Source organism: Nocardiopsis sp. TRM 82005, assembly GCF_056312425.1.
In genome coordinates this window covers 100,272-117,491 of sequence record NZ_JBWDTQ010000011.1, presented here as the reverse complement: position 1 = coordinate 117,491, position 17,220 = coordinate 100,272, and the positions used below count along the sequence as shown (strand labels likewise).

9 protein-coding genes and 1 tRNA gene are annotated in these 17,220 nt (G+C 69.7%); 3 read left to right on the top strand and 7 right to left on the bottom strand.

The features are described 5' to 3' along the window. Positions 1 to 181 precede the first annotated feature (181 nt). From tmk to AC0T5L_RS08135, 6 genes are all read right to left on the bottom strand, one after another. Positions 182 to 2,290, bottom strand: coding sequence for a dTMP kinase (gene tmk, locus AC0T5L_RS08160; RefSeq protein ID WP_476164786.1), 2,109 nt, complete (start codon positions 2,288 to 2,290; stop codon positions 182 to 184). Between the two features lie 290 nt (positions 2,291 to 2,580). Then, on the bottom strand, positions 2,581 to 5,421 hold the full coding sequence (gene topA, locus AC0T5L_RS08155; RefSeq protein ID WP_476164785.1) for a type I DNA topoisomerase: 2,841 nt from the start codon (positions 5,419 to 5,421) through the stop codon (positions 2,581 to 2,583). 642 nt (positions 5,422 to 6,063) lie between these two features. Then, positions 6,064 to 7,209, bottom strand: a complete 1,146-nt coding sequence (locus tag AC0T5L_RS08150; RefSeq protein WP_476164784.1) for a hypothetical protein — start codon at positions 7,207 to 7,209, stop codon at positions 6,064 to 6,066. A 317-nt stretch (positions 7,210 to 7,526) separates the two neighbouring features. After that, the gene (locus AC0T5L_RS08145; RefSeq protein WP_476164783.1) at positions 7,527 to 8,186 is read right to left on the bottom strand and encodes a chaplin family protein; all 660 of its coding nucleotides are present in this window, start codon (positions 8,184 to 8,186) and stop codon (positions 7,527 to 7,529) included. Positions 8,187 to 8,348: 162 nt separating this feature from the next. After that, the gene (locus tag AC0T5L_RS08140; RefSeq protein WP_476164782.1) at positions 8,349 to 9,386 is read right to left on the bottom strand and encodes a hypothetical protein; all 1,038 of its coding nucleotides are present in this window, start codon (positions 9,384 to 9,386) and stop codon (positions 8,349 to 8,351) included. A 230-nt stretch (positions 9,387 to 9,616) separates the two neighbouring features. Beyond that, positions 9,617 to 10,939: a M20/M25/M40 family metallo-hydrolase gene (locus AC0T5L_RS08135; protein WP_476164781.1), complete on the bottom strand. Its 1,323-nt coding sequence runs from the start codon at positions 10,937 to 10,939 to the stop codon at positions 9,617 to 9,619. A 144-nt stretch (positions 10,940 to 11,083) separates the two neighbouring features. Here AC0T5L_RS08135 and AC0T5L_RS08130 point away from each other — a divergent pair. Next, positions 11,084 to 11,168 (top strand) — tRNA-Leu (locus AC0T5L_RS08130). A gap of 1,588 nt (positions 11,169 to 12,756) precedes the next feature. Here AC0T5L_RS08130 and AC0T5L_RS08125 read toward each other — a convergent pair. Next, positions 12,757 to 13,239: a TetR/AcrR family transcriptional regulator gene (locus tag AC0T5L_RS08125; protein WP_476164780.1), complete on the bottom strand. Its 483-nt coding sequence runs from the start codon at positions 13,237 to 13,239 to the stop codon at positions 12,757 to 12,759. 155 nt (positions 13,240 to 13,394) lie between these two features. Between AC0T5L_RS08125 and AC0T5L_RS08120 the strand changes: the two genes are divergently transcribed. Together AC0T5L_RS08120 and AC0T5L_RS08115 are read left to right on the top strand one after the other, a co-directional pair. After that, entirely contained in the window at positions 13,395 to 14,393 is a 999-nt protein-coding gene (locus AC0T5L_RS08120) for an alpha/beta hydrolase (protein ID WP_476164779.1), read from the top strand. A 575-nt stretch (positions 14,394 to 14,968) separates the two neighbouring features. Further along, complete coding sequence (locus AC0T5L_RS08115; protein ID WP_476164778.1) at positions 14,969 to 16,969, top strand: serine hydrolase domain-containing protein; 2,001 nt, start codon at positions 14,969 to 14,971, stop codon at positions 16,967 to 16,969. Positions 16,970 to 17,220 lie beyond the last annotated feature (251 nt).

Sequence of the window (17,220 nt, the reverse complement as noted above, 5' to 3'; positions counted from 1 at the left end):
GGCCCGCTCCTCCGGCCCGGAGCGCCTTCGTGCCCTTCCAGGACGGAGTCGGCGTCGACGCGGACGTAGACGTCGGCCCCATCACCCTCAAGGCGCTGATGGCCCAGGAGGCCTGGTCCGGTCGGGCCCCGAGAGAGCACGGAAGGGCTCCCTCGGAGGGAACCCTTCCGTGCCGTGGGGCTCAGTCGTTCCTGATCACCGGGATCATGCCGGTGACCGCCTCCGAGCTGCTCGGGACCGGGTCGGGCAGCAGGGAGCGCACCCGGCGCTGGATCTGGCGGGTGATCTTCTCCTGCGGTTCGCGGGCGTCGAGCACCAGGTAGCGCTCGGGGGCGGCCCTGGCCAGATCCAGGAAGCCCTTGCGAACCCGGTTGTGGAACTCCACCGACTCTCCCTCGATGCGGTCGGCGGGGCCGCCCAGGCGGGACAGGCCGTCCTCGGGGCGCACGTCCAGCAGCACCGTCAGGTCCGGCACCAGGTCCTGTGTGGCCCAGTCGCTGATGTCGCGGACCTCGTCCACCGACAGGTCCCGGCCGGTGCCCTGGTAGGCGAGCAGCGAGTCCACGTAGCGGTCGCTGATGACGATCGCGCCGCGCCGCAGCGCGGGCAGGATCTCCTGCTCGACGTGGTCGGCCTTGTCGGCCGCGTACAGCAGCACCTCGGCACGCGAGGTGATGTGCGAGTTCTCCCGGTCCAGGAGCAGGCCGCGCAGGCGCATGCCGAGCTTGGTCGCGCCCGGCTGGCGGGTGCCGATCGTCTCGAAGCCCTGGTCGCGCAGCCACACCGTGAGATCGCGCACCTGGGTGGACTTGCCCGCGCCCTCGCCGCCCTCGATGACGATGAACGCGCCGGGGGGCTTGGCCTCCTCGCTCCCCTCCTCCCTGATCGCGACACCGCGCAGCGCCGCGGCCAGTTCGGGAAGCAGGCCGGGACCGGCCTCGGGGTCGTCCTTGCGGTTCATCTGGCGGTAGCAGACCAGGGCCACGACGACGGCGAGCAGCCCGGAGGCCATCAGTACGACACCGCTGCCGCGCAGGTCGTAGGTGAGCGGGCCTATCGGGACCTCGTAGCTGCCGATGAGTCCGGCCGCCAGGGGGGCGAGCGCGGTGGCACCCACCAGGACGATACGGGCGGCACCGTGCAGGAAGGCGAAGGTGCGGCCGCGGTACTCGTCCTCGACCTCGTGGCCGAGCATGGTCAGGCCGATCACCCAGGCGATACCGGCGCCCACCCCGAGCAGGGCGGTGAGGAGGGCGGTGAAGACCATGTCGGCGACGGCCCCCGCGAACAGCAGGGCCAGACCGGCCAGGGCGATACTCAGGCCGAACAGGCGGCTGCGGCTGAACTGCTTGAGGACGCGGGGCCCGGCGAGCATGCCCAGAGCCATTCCCGCGAAGACCGCCGCGAAGACCATGCCGAAGCCCGCGTTGCCCGCGCCCAGGCCCTCGACGTGGATGCGGCCGACGCCGATGACGGCGCCCCCGGCGGCGAAGGCACCGAGCATGCCCAGGATCAGGCCGCGTACGAGCGGCGTGCCGCCCGCGTAGCGCCAGCCGGTCCACACCGAACGCAGGATGCCGCTGTCGCGGGTGTGGCTCTCGCTGTCCTTGGACGGCCTGTGCTTGGGAATCGGCAGTCCGGCGATGACGATCGCCGCGACGAGGAAGGTGAGGCCGTTGAGGTAGAGGGCGACGTCCGCCTCGGGGCTGGCCATCGAGGGCAGCAGCGCGCCGAGCACGTTGCTGACGGAGGCGAGCGCGGCGAACAGCAGCGCAGCCACGGGGGCGGTGCCGTAGGTGGTGAGCAGGCTCAGCTGGTTGGCCTGCTCCAACAGTTTGCGCGGCACCAGGTTGGGAACCGTGGCGTCCTTGGCCGACGCCCAGAACAGGGCGACGATCTCGGCCAGGAAGTTGGCGATGAGCAGCCACTCCAGCGCGAAACCGGGGAGGAAGAGGCCCATGAGGGGGATGGAGACGTACAGGACACCGCGCAGGAGCTCCCCGACCACCATCGTCCACTTGCGGTCGAGGCGGTCGGCGACCACCCCGGCCAGCGGGCTCAGCAGGATCGACGGGGCGAGCTTGATCACCACGACGCCGCTGACGGCCAGGTACTGGACGAGCTGGGAGCTGTCAGCGGTGAAGACCGCCGCCAGGGACATCAGGGCCAGCAGGCTCAGCCAGTCACCCAGGCTGGAGAGGGAAAGCGAGATCCACAGCCTTCGGAAGGGTGTGATCGCAAGGACGTTGCGCGCCTCGTCCGGCGCTCCCAGTGGTGCAGATCTGCTCATAGCGCTCAAGATTATCGGTGAGGGGGAGGGGGAATGACGGATCGTTGGTCCGCCCCGGATTCGGTGGATACCGTTGGGGCCACACACGTTCCCGCATCCCCATCAGTCCCACCAAGCCTAGTACGGAAGGTGCCTCCCGAACAGAGGTGAGAGCATGCTCACCCGGGGTGAACACCGACGGAGGTGCTCACCCGGACATCCCTGTCGGGAGGTGCCCGGGTGAGCCTACGGGTGAAGAGGACCAGCGGCGAATCCCCGCGGGCCCGGACCGCCGCGCGCTGCCGGCCCGGCTACTCCTCGGTGGAGGACTTGGGCGTACCGGTCTTCTTGGCCGGGGCCTTCTTGGCGGCCGTCTTCGTGGTGGCCGCCTTCTTGGCGGTGGTCCCGGTCGCCTTCTTGTCGGTGGTCTTCTTGGCGGTGGTCTTCTTCGCCGCGGTCTTCTTGGCGGCCGGCTTCTTCTTGGCGGGGGCCTTGGCCCGCCGCTCGGCCAGCAGCTCGGCGGCCCGGCCGTCGGTGACCGAATCGACCTCGTCACCCTTGCGCAGGGAGGCGTTGATCTCCCCGTCGGTGACGTAGGGGCCGAACCGGCCGTCCTTGATCACCATCTTGGCGCCCGACTCCGGATCCTCGCCCAGCTCGCGCAGTGGCGGGGCGGCGGCACGGCGTCCGCGCTGCTTGGGCTGGGCGAACAGCGCCTCGGCCTCCGCCAGGGTGACCGTGAAGATCTGCTCCTCGGTCTCCAGGGAACGGCTGTCGGTGCCCTTCTTCAGGTAGGGCCCGAACCGTCCGTTCTGCGCGGTGACGTCCTCACCGTCGAGCTGGCCGACCACGCGGGGCAGCGACAGCAGGCGCAGCGCGTCGTCCAGGGTGATGGTGTCCAGACTCATCGACTTCAGCAGCGAGCTGGTGCGCGGCTTGGGCTTGGCCTTCGCCTTGCCCTTGGGCTTGGTCCCGCCCTCGGCCGCCTCCTCCGGGTCCTCGATCACCTCGGTAACGTAGGGACCGAACCGCCCGGACTTGGCCACGATCATGCGTCCGGTCCCGGGATCGGTGCCCAACTCGCGGTCGCCGCTGGGCTGGGCGATCAGCTCCTCGGCCTTCTCCTTGGTCAGCTCGTCCGGGGCCAGGTCCTCGGGCACGTTCACCCGCACGCCGTCCTGGTCCAGGTAGGGGCCGTATCGTCCCACCCGCAGCACGATGCCGGTGCCTGGCAGCGGCAGGGAGCTGATCTCCTTGGGATCGATGTCGGAGAGCTGGTCGCCCACAAGCTCCTTCAGCCCGGTCTCCCGCCGCCCCTCGGTGTCCTCTCCACCGAAGTAGAAGCGGCGCAGCCACGGCAGGCTCTCGGCCTCGCCCCGGGCGATGTCGTCGAGCACGTCCTCCAGGCGCGCGGTGAACTCGTAGTCCACCAGGTTGCCGAAGTGCCGCTCCAACAGCTGCACCACGGCGAAGGCCAGGAAGGACGGCACGAGCGCCGTGCCCTTCTTGAACACGTAGCCGCGGTCCAGGATGGTGCCGATGATCGAGGCATAGGTGGAGGGACGGCCGATCTCCCGCTCCTCCAGCTCCTTGACCAGGGTGGCCTCGGTGTAGCGCGCGGGCGGCCGGGTGCTGTGCCCCTCGGCCTCCAGGCTCTGCGCCTTGAGCGGGTCGCCCTCGGACATCACGGGCAGACGGCGCTCGCGGTCGTCCAGGTCGGCGGCCGGGTCGTCGGAGCCCTCCACGTAGGCCTTGAGGAAGCCGTGGAAGGTGATGGTCTTGCCGGTCGCGCTGAACTCGGCGACCTCGCCGTCGGAGGAGGTGCCCTCGATCCGCACCGTGACGGACTCACCGACCGCGTCCTTCATCTGGGAGGCGACGGTGCGCTTCCAGACCAGCTCGTAGAGCCGGAACTCCGGGCCGGACAGGCCGGTGGAGGAAGGGGTGCGGAAGGTGTCTCCGGTCGGCCGGATCGCCTCGTGCGCCTCCTGCGCGTTCTTGACCTTCTTGGCGTACACCCGCGGTTTGTCGGGCAGATAGTCGCCGCCGTACAGGCTGCGCGCCTGGGAGCGGGCGGCTTGGATGGCGCTGTCCGACAGCGTGGTGCTGTCGGTACGCATGTAGGTGATGTAACCGTTCTCGTACAGCCGCTGAGCGACCTGCATGGTCTGCTTGGCGGACAGGCCGAGCTTGCGCGAGGCCTCCTGCTGGAGGGTGGTGGTACGGAACGGCGCGTAGGGCGAGCGGCGGTAGGGCTTGCGCTCCACCGAGCTGACCGAGAAGCCCGCGCCGGTCAGGCGCTCAGCCAGGCCGCGCGCCGCGGCCTCGTCCAACTGGCGGACACGGCGGTCGGAGCGCAACGCGCCCTGCGAGGTGAAGTCACGGCCGACGGCGACGCGGGTGCCGTCCACCGAGACCAGGGTGGCGGGGAAGGCCGCGGGGGCCTCGGCGCCGGTGGCGTCGAAGGCCGCCTTGATGTCCCAGTACTCGGCGGAGGTGAACGCCATGCGCTCGCGCTCGCGCTCGACCACCAGGCGGGTGGCCACGGACTGCACACGGCCCGCCGAGAGTTTCGGCATGACCTTCTTCCACAGCACGGGCGAGACCTCGTAGCCGTAGAGGCGGTCCAGGATGCGCCGGGTCTCCTGGGCGTTGACCAGGCGGGTGTTGAGGTCGCGCGTGTTGTGGGCCGCACGCTGGATGGCGTCCTTGGTGATCTCGTTGAACACCATGCGGCTGACGGGGATCTTGGGCTTGAGCTCCTCCATCAGGTGCCAGGCGATCGCCTCGCCCTCGCGGTCCTCATCCGTGGCGAGGAGGAGTTCGTCGGCCTCCGCCATAAGCTCCTTGAGCTTCTTGACGTGCGCCTTCTTGTCGCTGTTGACGACGTAGAGCGGCTCGAAGTCGCCTTCGACGTCCACGCCGAGCCGTGCCCAGGCCTGCCCCTTGTACTTGGCGGGGACCTCGGCGGCCTTGTTGGGCAGGTCACGGATGTGGCCGATGCTGGACTCCACGACGTAGCCGCGCCCCAGATAACCGGCGATGGTCTTCGCCTTGGCTGGTGACTCGACGATGACGAGGGCGGTACCCGCCCCCTCCCGTCCACTGTCCTTCGAGCCGTTCTTGCCGGCGCTGCCCTTCGTGGGTGGCACGCTCTTCCCCTACGTCTAGCCTTCGTGATCTATCCGGCCGCGGTACGTCGGTGTCCCGTGGGAACCGACAGGAACCGAAACTCCAGGCACTCCCCCGTCGGTGAGCGGGTGGGACTCCCACCTCTCGCGGGTGAGGGTTCCGTCGCCCTGAGTAGAAACCCGGCTCTCACCCACCGGCATCCGCAGAATAAGCGCTTCCCGCACCGGTACCGATCCGTAGCGTACGTGAGCCGTCCCGGCAACGCGCGCCGATTGGCGGTCACCGGCTCTGACGAGCACCCATAACGCCCTCCGAAAGTGACTTCGGCCACATTTGCCTGTGGCCGAGCGCCTACTCCCCCAGAATGCGGCGAGTCCTCCCGGATATTCCCGGGAGGACTCGGCTCGCGTCCTGGGCTGGCGGCCCTCACCCCACACTCCCCGCAGTCCACCGCGTTCCTTACGGAACGGAGAATGCGAAGGCGAGCGGTCCAGCCCAGTCGACGCGCACGGCACTCGAAGTGCCGGTGTGGAAATCCCGCCCCGGGCCACCGCCGCCCTGTGGTGTTCGGCACCTCGCAGTCCACCGCGTTCCTCACGGAACGAGGCGCCGTACCCCCAAGGCCGCGCGGTCACCCGCGGACACGATCCCCTGTTCGGTCGCTACAGGCCCGCGCCCGCGGCGCCGAGCACCTGGCTGACCGGGTCGGCCCCGTCCGAGGCCTCGGGCAGCTGGTCAGCCTGCTCCGGGGCGTGCTCCTCGACGGCCTGCCTGGTGGTCTCGCTCACCTCGTAGGTGGCGGGCAGCATCTCCGAGACCGGGACCTCGGGCAGGTCACTCACGAGGGGCACGGAGTCCAGCGCGCCGGTCTGGTGCTCGGTGGCGCTCTGATGCACGACCGCGGAGCCGTCGCCGGTGCTGCTGGCACCGGCCATGCCCGCGACCGCGCCGACGGCGTTGCCCGAGACGTTCACCGGGACGTCACCGTCCACGACCAGCTGGTTGCCGCCGACCGCGGAGCCGTTTCCGGATGTCGCGACGTGCTTCGCGTCCTCCTTGACCAGGGCGCCGCTGTCGGTCGAGGCCGCACCGGCCACGCCGCCGACGGCGCCGACCGCGTTGCCCGCGACGTTCACCGGCACGTCCAGGTCCACGACGGCCTGGTTGCCGCCCAGGAGCGAGCCGTTGCCCGAGGTGGCGACGGACTGGTGTCCGTGCCCGTGCCCGCCGGACTGGTGCTCGCGCGGAGCCGACTGGTGCAGCACGCCCGCGTCCACGCCGGAGGTGTCGGGCACCGGCAGCACGCTGGCGTTACGGGTGGCCTCGTCCACCAGGTCCATGGCCGTGTACTCGGCGGGAGCGGAGTGGTGGTGGCGGTGGTGGTGACCGTGGGTCTCCTTCACCACAGCACCGGTGTCGGTGGCCGCGGCGCCCGCGATACCGCCCACCGCGCCGACCGCGTTGCCCGCGACGTTGACCGGAACCTCGGCGTCCACGACCAGCTGGTTGCCGCCCAGGAGCGAACCGTTGCCCGAGGTGGCGACATCCGGGCTGTGGTGGTCGTGGCGGATCACGGAGGCGCCGTCGCCGGTGCTGCTGGCACCGGCTGTGCCCAGCACGGCACCGACGGCGTTGCCCGAGACGTTCACGGGGATGTCACCGTTCACGACGGCCTGGTTGCCGCCGAGGAGCGAGCCGTTTCCGCTGCTCGCGACGTCGCTGTCGGCGAAGGCCACGCCGCTGCCCAGCGCGACGAAGCCCGCCGTCAGCAGCACGGTCTTCGCTGAGGTGCTGGCCCACTTGTGCATGTGGGAAGTCCTTTCGGAGAGTCTTGATGAGAAGGTGTGTGCTTGGGCCACAGGCCGTTCCACGCCCCTGGATTGGGTGTGGGCCCTCGGCCACGGCCGGGGATCATCCGGTCGGCCTCGCACCTGGGCGGTGCGTGTCACCGGTTCTGGAGAGCGCGCCGCGATCCCGCTCCGCTGGTTGCGGACGGACGCGCGCGCTCCGTCGGTCAGCTCCGCCCCGGGGGCGGCGGCTGACGTGAACCCCGCGCACATGGCCTTGGCCGGTGCTACGGGACTCGCGTCAGCCCCCGGGCCGCGAGCGGCCCGGGAGGCCGACCTCAGGCTCGGGCGCGGCGGCGCTTACCGAAGAAGACCAGTCCGACACCGGCCGCGACCGCTGCGACGGCGGTGGCCAGCAGCCCGGACAGGGCGCTGCCGTTGGTTCCGGTGAGGGCGAGCTCGGGAGCCGGGGCGCCCTCGTCCGTGACGGACGACCCCTCCGGCGGAACTCCGCCCCCGCCGGGGGTCTCACCGCTACCGGGGTAGTCCTCCTCGGGCGTCTCCTCGTCCCCCGGGTACCCGGGCTCCTCAGGGTCCTTCGGGTCCTCGGGGTCCTTCGGGTCCTCGGGGTCCTTCGGGTCCTCGGGGTCCTTCGGGTCCTCGGGGTCCTTCGGGTCCTTGGGCTCCTCAGGGTCCTTGGGCTCCTCGGGGTCCTTCGGGTCCTCGGGGTCCTTCGGGTCCTTCGGGTCCTTCGGGTCCTCGGGGTGGTCCGTGACCGTTGCCCCGCTGTCGACGCAGTTGGCACCGGCCAGGCCGAGCACGGCGATGGCGTTACCGCAGATGTTGACGGGGATGTCACCGTCCAGGACCAGCTGGTTTCCACCACCAATGGAACCGTTTCCGCTGGTCATGGTGTCAGCGTGGGCGATTCCACCGGTGGTGGCGAGGAATCCCGCGGCCACCAGTGCGGCGATCCGGGCGTGCGTGTCGTAGGTCATCGCGTGTCCTTTGGTCAGCGAGAAGTGAAGCCAGCCAGCTGCTCGTGGACCGCGGAAGGAGAGCTTCGTGCTCCGGGGATGCCCGGAAGAAGGCGCGCCCGCCGGTTCGGCGAGGCGGCTGCGCGCAGGGGCGCACGGACCGGCCGCGGTCAGACGATGCGGCTAGTCAGGCGCGAAGGAGGGGTCGTCCGCGGCGTCGCGGACGACCAGGGTGGGGTCGCCGGGAAGGGCGACCCGCTGAACCCGGGGAGCCAGGTGGTCGGCCCGGGCCATGAGGAACCCGGCAGCACCGGGCACGGGGAAGAACGGGGCGGCGGCGCCGGTGGCGTCCGTCCCGGCCGGGTGGTGCGCTCCGCCCGCGATGAGGTGGATGCGCTCCCCGGGTGCGTCGTCCGGGTCCTGTTCGGCGGCCTCGGCGACTGCCGATCGCCACACGGCCGGGTCCACTGGTGTGTGGGCGGCCGTACCGGCGCCGGTACGCTCCCGCTCCGCGCCACGACCGTGGTCGTCGGCGTCAGAGGTGCGCTCGTCCGTGGAACCGGACGGGTTCACGGCGGGTTCGTCGGAGGTGCCGAGGATCGGCAGGTCGAGCGGCGCCGTGGTGTTGACGGCGTCGTCGATCCGGCCGTGGACGGCGCGTGTGGAGTCGGTCAGTCCTTCGGTGACCGTGTCCACGAGACGGCTGTCGCGCAGCGACCCGTCGGTGGACTCCACGACGTCGTGGCCCCTGCGGGCTAGGCCACCGACGATGTCGCCCGCGCCGCGGGCGGTGTCATCGACGGTCCGGGTGGTGTCCCTGACCGCGTTGTTGGCGGCGGTGCCGGTCCTGGTCTCGTCGAGCGCCGAGGTGACACCGGTCTCGTGCAGGGCGTTGGCTGGAAGCGCGGCGGCCTGGGGCACGACAGTGTCGGTGAGCGACTCGGTGGTGGAGGCGGCACTGGCCGTGGTGTCGGAGAGGCGCGCGTCGCGCGTCTCCCGAACCGCGGCCTGTCCGGCGCGCTCGGCGCTGTCGCCGACCTCCATGACCCGGTCGACCAGGCCGCCGGGCTCGGGGGCGGCCTCACCATGGGCGACACCGATCCCCCCGGCCAGCCATGCGACGGCGACGATGCCGGACAGGAGCAGCAGCCGAGCGTAGGCACTCTGGGACACGCAGGCAGCGCGACTGTTGAACAGCCACTCCTGACCCGCGAGCACCATGGATGCCCCCTCGCTTCGCTACTGCTGGACGGTCCCGTGCGGCGGTTCCGCCACGGCCGTACGGCGGTGCCGGGAGTTCCGCGCCCGCAGAGGCGAGCGAGGAACCACGGCACCGTCGAACTCACAGCAACACTAACATCACGTTCGGTGATCAAGGGTCAGATCAGTGAACCGCGCCGAGAACTTTCTCGGCACGGTTCACCAGGAGGACGTCACAAAACGATTCGAGGTCAGCTCAACCCGACGAAACGGTCCAGGACACGGACGCCGAACTGGAGGCCGTCCACGGGGACCCGCTCGTCCACCCCGTGGAACATGCCCGCGAAGTCCAGCTCCGGGGGAAGCCGCAGAGGGGCGAAGCCGTAGTTGCGCACACCGAGGCGGGAGAAGCTCTTCGCGTCCGTGCCGCCGGAGAGGCAGTAGGGGACGGCCTTGGCCCCCGGGTCCTCGGCCAGCAGGGACTCCGACATGGCGTTGACCAGGCCGCCGTCGAAGGAGGTCTCCACCGCGGGCAGGTGGTGAATGAACTCGCGGCTGACCTTGGGGCCCAGGAGGCGATCGATCTCGGCGAAGTACTCGTCCTCGGTGCCCGGCAGGAAGCGGCCGTCCACCTGGGCGGTGGCCTCTCCCGGAATGACGTTGGCCTTGTAGCCGCCGCCCAGCACCGTGGGGTTGAGGGTGTTGCGCAGGGTGGCGCCGATCATGCGGGCGATGGGACCCAGGCGTGCGACCGTGGCATCGACGTCCTTCTCGTCGAAGGGGATGCCGAACTCCTCACATATCTCCTCCAGGAAGGTCCGTACCGTCGGGGTGAGCTGCACGGGGAACCGGTGCTCGCCGAGCCTGGCCACGGCCGCGGCCAGCTCGGTGACGGCGTTGTCGGTGCTGACCATCGAGCCGTGCCCGGCGGTGCCGCGCGCGGTCAGCTTCATCCAGGCGATGCCCTTCTCAGCGGTCTCCACCAGATAGAGGCGACGGTTCTCCTTGACCGTGAACGAGAAGCCGCCGACCTCACTGATCGCCGAGTCGCAGTCGGCGAACAGCTCGGGGTGCTCGTCCGCCAGGTACTGGGCACCCCAGGTGCCCCCGGCCTCCTCGTCAGCGAGGAAGGCCAGCACGATGTCGCGCGGGGGACGGCGCCCCTCCCGCAGGCGCTGGCGCAGCATCGCCAGAACCATCGCGTTCATGTTCTTCATGTCGATCGCGCCGCGCCCCCACACGCAGCCGTCGGCGACCTCTCCCGCGAAGGGGTGGTGGGTCCAGTCCTCCGGGGCCGCCGGGACGACGTCCAGGTGGCCGTGGATGAGGAGAGGGGGGCGGCTGGAGTCCTCCCCCGCGATCCTCGCCACGACGTTGCTGCGCCCCGGGTGCTTCTCGTAGATCTTCGACTCGACGCCGACCTCGTCGAGCTTGGCCGCCACGTACTCGGCCGCCTTGCGCTCACCGGGCCCCGAATGGTCACCGTAGTTGGAGGTGTCGAACTCGATGAGCTCCCGGCACAGGTCGACCACCTCCACCTCGGCCGCGCTCAGGTCCTTGTCCGGTTCTGCCATCTGACGCTCCCGTCCAGCCACACCTTCTGCCCTACTGTCCAACTCGACCCTGCCACGGTCCGCTCCGACGGGAAACCTGGTTCGGGCCGCCCCAGACCTTTGCTATGGTTGATCTGTCCGGAGCGAGAGCGCCGGATGTACCCGGTCCGGGTGGCGGAATAGGTAGACGCGCTAGCTTGAGGTGCTAGTGGCCGTTAAGGCTGTGGGGGTTCAAGTCCCCCCTCGGACACGAACCCTTCCCCCGCGGGAAGCGTTGAACTTGCGGTGCGGGTCGAGTCGAATCTCGGCCCGCACTTTGTTTTGCACCGGGTGGTAGCGCATCCGCGGGCCCGGGTCCTGGTTACGACTCGACCTCGCCCCGTGGCTCGGCCTCACCGAGCACTCTGGCATGTCGCCCAGGTCGTCAACCATCCTCATGGCTTCGTCCCTACCGGCCTTCCTCGGCGTCCGCTCCACACGGTGCAGCCTGACCTCAGCAGCCGACCCCTCAGCCTCAGTCTCATTCATCCACTGCGTGACCTCTCCAGGATCGGCACCAGCCTCCAGCACAGTGCTGTCTGAGCCTGCGATCGCACTCGGACACCGTCTGTCGAAGTTCAGCGACCTCACGAGCTCTCCGGGTGTCCTGTCCCGCGTCCTCCTCCACGAGTGCGTCCGCCGTCGCTGCGATCCGGCTCGGGGAGGACTCGGCGGCGATCCACTCGTCCAATGCCGGAACCACATCCACCTCCGGCAGGCAGACGTCACGCGGGTGGTGGAGCCTGTCGGCCAACGCGCACTCCTCCGGGAACCGGCAGCGGTAGTAGGCCTCACCGTGGGACCACCGCCCCTGCATCCTGCGACCGCACAGGCAGCACCCGGCAGCGCCCCGGAACAAGTAGGGGTTCCGGGTGCTTTGCGTCTTGTGCTCCCCTCCCGGTATCCGCCCACGCGAGCCCATCAGCGCCTTCGCCTGCGTGAAGCCCTCAGGAGTGACCGGCGAATCATGGACCTGTTCCCGGGACCACACCCACGCATCGTCTCCGTTCCACCGAACCAGGGTGCGATGGCCGAGCTGGACGCCTGGAGGCCGCGTGAGCCTTGAGCAGGCGTTGCCGGGTGCCCGGAGCTGGTCGGTGCGCGGCAATCCAAGGTCGGGATCGGTGACCCACCCGTTGGGCGGGCCCATCATCCACTCGACCAGGACGGCACTCAGCCGAGGCTGTCTCCGGGTACCGACCTCGGTGGTCGGGGCGCCGCTCTGCCGAACACCTCCCCCACCGCCGGATGGCGGGATCGTACTCGCCTCTTGCGTACGCGAACGGCACCGCCCCGTTCACGGATGCGTGGTGTGGCCGCCGGCGTGCGTACCGATGACCGCGGAGGCCAGTGTGGGGCGGATGGCAGTGCGGGGCGGGTGGCACGGCACATCGGACACCCGCACCCGGCGTCCGCGCCGCGTACGCCGTGCACGCCCAACAGGTTGCCCAGTCGACGTGAACAGTGGCTGGGATGCGTGCGGCCAGGTGGGTGCGCTGGCGGGCATTCTCTGCCCGGCGGCTCCGGCGCACCAGTCGGGAGAGTGCCGTCAGGCCGGACACCGGGATCTAAGGCGGACGCGCTCCGGGAGGTGAAACCCCGATCACCTCCACCGACCTTGATCGATGACGCCGCGTTCGATGCGTGTTTGGATCTTCGCTCACTCATACTCACCGCCGCCGCCATCGCACGCCGCGCCCTGCCACGACCGATGAGTGATGCCGGTCCCGTCCATGGCCGAGCCCGATCCACCGGGGCAGTGGACGTTCGCTGCCCCCTGGCCGGTCGGAGCGGTTTCGCTAATGGAGTTCACGCAGGATCACCTCGACCAGGACGTCGATGTCTGCGGCGACCATCGGTTCACCGGTCATGCCGAGCCGGTGGAGCAGTGCTCCGACCGTGACGTCGATGAAGAACAGGACTCGCTGTTCGGGTTCTCCCAGCGCATCTTGGAGCGCGATCCGATAGGGGTCTTGCAGCCGGCTGGACAGGATCCGGCGTAGGGCCGGGTCGTTGATGGCGTCGGTGAACACGCCAGCGAACGCCGCGCCGACCCCGGGCTCACCGATTTTCGCCGCAACCCAGCGAATCGCCGATGCCATGAGCTCCTGTCGGCCATCCCCTCCCAGCGGCACTGGGCCGAATGTGTCGACGAGGCAAGCGGTGACCAGCTCTCCCTTGGAAGGCCAGCGACGGTAGATCGTGGTCTTGGCGACACCGGCTGCGGCGGCGATGCGATCGACCGTGGCGCGCGTATAACCGAGTTCGTCGATAGTGCTCAAGGTAGCCGCGAAGACCGCGGCATCGACGCTGGCACGAGGCCGACCGGGCGGTCGGGCCGATGAGGGCGCTGAGGTCATGGACACACCATATCTTGTTTCGCTACACTTAGTATCGATACTGAAGGTAGCGAAAAGAAACGAGATGAGGCCGGTACATGGGCAAGACGACCACCACAGCACAGCGGCCCGCGCCGGGTATCCGTCTCCTGAGTCCGCTGCTGAGCAGGGAGCCTGACTGGTCGGCCATGACATCTGAAGTACTGGCCGCCTTCTGTGAGGCAGAGAACCGCAAACGGACCTCGTCGCTGATCAGGCTGATCGCGGGGTTCCCCGATCGTGGAGCCACTATCGCCTGGCAGCAGGTGGCACTGGACGACCGGGTGCTGCCTGTGCGGATCTACCGCCCCTCACACGGGCGCGGCCAGAAGGACGGCTCGGCGCCACTACCACTCGTGCTGCACGTGCACGGCGGCGGATTCGTCGGCACCGCCGCCCAGAGCGACTGGATCAACAGCCACCTCGCCGCACGACTGCCGGCCGTGGTCATCTCGGTTGATCACCGCCTCCTGACTCACCAGATCCCGTTGTCGGCGGCCGTTGATGACGGCTGGGACGTATTGCAGCATCTGGTCCAGCGGGCGGCGCGGTGGGGAATCGATCCGGACCGCATCGCGGTCTTCGGGGAAAGCGCCGGTGCGATGGTCGCTGCCCTGACCGCGATCCGAGCCAGAGAATCCGGTCTGGGTCTGCGGGCTCAGATCTTGGTCAACCCGTGTGTCGATCTGACCGCGACGGCCTTCGACTACCCCTCGATCACCGAACATGCCAAGAGCCCGACCCTCACCGTGACCCAGATCGAGTTCTTCCGCCGTTTGGCCGTCCCTGGAGGCGCCGATCCGCGCACGGTGTCACCCTTGTATGCCGGGGACCACCGTGGTCTGGCCCCGGCCCTCGTGGTGGTTCCGACCCTCGACCCCCTGGCCGACCACGGACGGGCCTACGCCGAAGGACTACTCCAGGCTGGAACCACCGCTCGATTGAGCGAACACCCCGGCGCGGTACACGCCTTCCTCAGCCTGCCCCGCCTGGTCCCCCAAGCCAAGGCCGCGCGCGTCCACATCACTGACTGCCTCGAAGAGCACCTCACACCATGACGGGTGCCAAGGCACTGTCGTGTGCTTCATGTCCAAGGATGTACACGGCCGGGGCAGACCCTACTCATGGCTCGTGAGTGTTTCGCGGACCAAGCATGCATCCCGGCGCCCCCATGCCTTCCGCGGAACACAGGCCGGCTGCATACCGCACTGCTTCGGGCCGGACCACCCGTGCCCCGGACGCAACCGCGAACAGGCATCGGTCCATAACTCCAGGGGGCGCCCGGGAGCCCTGGTCGACAGCCAGGAGGTTGTGCCCGGGCGGTTTCGCGGCCGAGCCGCCCGGGAAGACCGCCCTCCTCGCGCCAGACGGCGGACCGTCCGACCGGTCGCGGCTCGTCCGGCACCGGGGAAAGCGCCGTGCGCGGAGGCCGTCCGTGCTGTTCCCGCGGCGGTGCGGGGACTCAGGTCAACGGCGTTACCGACGTGTGGGTGAACGCGGACCCCCAAAGGTCGCAGGACGACTTCCTACTCGGGGCAGAAGACTGGCCACCCTGAATCGCGCGATTCTGGGGCCACCCATGACAGGCGTGTCCACGGTGCCGCCTGATGTCATCAATCCCCAGGAGTAGTTCGTGTTTGCGACCAGTCCGACCCCCCGGGCACACCGCCCACGGCGCGGGCGCCGACGCCCTCTCGCCGTACTCGCCGCAGCGGGCGCCATCGCGGTCCTCGCGGCCGGCTGCACCGGGGCCGCCGGGTCGGATCCCGCCCCCGCGCCGAAGCCCCACAACCCGGAGGCCACCGACGCGGCCCTCACGGAGCAGGACGTCAACGCCTGGCTCGACGGGATGCTGCCCGCCTACCTGAACGAGGCCCAGATCGCCGGGGCGGCCGTGAGCGTCGTCGCCGACGGCGAGCTTCTCACCGCACGCGGGTACGGCTACTCCGATGTCGAGGCGCGGGAGCCGGTCGACCCCGAGGAAACGCTCTTCCGTATCGCTTCGGTGTCGAAGACGTTCACCGCGACCGCCGTGATGCAGCTGGTCGAGGAGGACCGGCTCGACCTGGACACCGACGTGGACGAGTACCTCGACTTCGAGGTCGAGAAGTCGTTCGACGAGGACCTCACCCTTCGCCACCTGCTGTCGCACACGGGCGGGTTCGAGGAGCGGGTCGCCAACGCGATGCTCCCCGACGGCGAGGAGGTGGACCTGCGCGAGGTCGTCGTCAACGACCCGCCGGAGCAGGTCTACGAACCGGGAACGACACCCGCCTACTCCAACTACGGCATCGCGCTCGCCGGCTACGTCGTCGAGGCCACCAGCGGAGTCCCGTTCCCGGAGTACCTCGACCAGCACGTGCTCGCACCGGCCGGGATGGAGTCGTCCACCTTCGAGCAACCGCTGCCGGAGGGGCTGGAGTCCCGGCTCTCGGAGGGCTACGCCACCGACGAGGACCCGCCGATCGAGCGGTTCGAGACCGTCTCCGACTCCCCGGCGGGTGCGCTGACCGCGTCGGCGACCGACATGGCCGGATTCATGCGCGTGCACATGGAGGCGTCCGGAGGCGCCGGTGTGCTGGAGCCCGAGACGATCTCCCAGATGCACGAGCCGGCTCTGGGCGAAGAGAGCCTCGGCGGGCTCGCCAACGGCGGACAGATGACCCTCGGGTTCTTCTCGGAGGAGCGCAACGGCAACCGGATCGTCAGCCACGGCGGGGACACAGACGTGTTCCACTCCGAGATGCAGATCTACCCCGAGGAGAACGCGGGGATCTTCGTCACCATGAACAGCAGCGGGATCTCGGGGATCGTCGCCCAGAACCTGCGTGTCACCCTGGCGGAGGGGTTCGCCGACCGCTACTTCCCCGGCGAGCAGGCTGACGGCGGAGAGGCCGAGTCCACCGCGTCGGAGCACGCCGCGATGCTTGAGGGAACCTACTCGGCTTCCCGGGAGATCCACAGCAACTTCCTCGCGGCCATGTACGCCGTGGACAAAACGCAGATCACGGCGACAGAAGAGGGAACGATCGTCCTGACGAGCCCCGAGACCGGGCAGCCGACGGAGTACATGGAGGTCGATCCCTGGCTGTGGCGCGAGGTCGGCGGGCACCGCACACTGGCGGCGGACGTGGTCGACGGCGGGGTCAGGGCGATCGGAACCACGGCCTTCACCTTCCTGCCCGAGGGCGAGGAGGCCCCGGCCTCGGTGCTCCTTCCGATCGCCGCCGTCTCAGGGGTGATCATCGTGGTCGCCGTCATTTCGTGGATCGTCGGGCCCGTCGTCCGCTGGAGGATGGCACTGCCCCGGCGCGGCAAGGCCGGGCGTTGGGCACGGGTACTGACCCGGGCCGCCGTTGTGGCCACCGTGCTCGGTTTCGCCGGTTGGGCGTTCGCCGTCCAGGTGGCCTTGGCCTTCGAGCCGGTCTCCTTCCCCATGTTGAAGGGCTTCCAGGTCGTCCAGGGCCTGGGCCTGATCGGGGTCATCCCGGCAGGGGTGGTCGTCTACGACAACATCCGGCGCAAGGAGAGCGTGGACCGCGTCATCGGCAGCGTGCTCGTCCTGCTGGCGCTGATGGGCACCGGTACGATCGCTGCCATGTTCGGGATGGTCGTCGGCAGTGTGACGTTCTGAGTCCCCGGCGGGGCACCGACACGGGTCTGGTGCCCCGCCCGCGCTGCTTCCGTCCCTTCCTGGGCGTTCGCCGCACTCGCCTCGATCCCCATCCGCCTCTCGGCCGTGGTCCTCGCAGGGGCCGAGGGGAAGCCGTTCGCGCCCGAAGAGGACCGCCGCCGGCTCAGCCGCGTGGGCCCCGCATGCGCCGACGGCGGCCGGGTCCGTGACCAGCTCCGCGCGCACGGCCGAGAGGCTGCGCCGGAGCACGC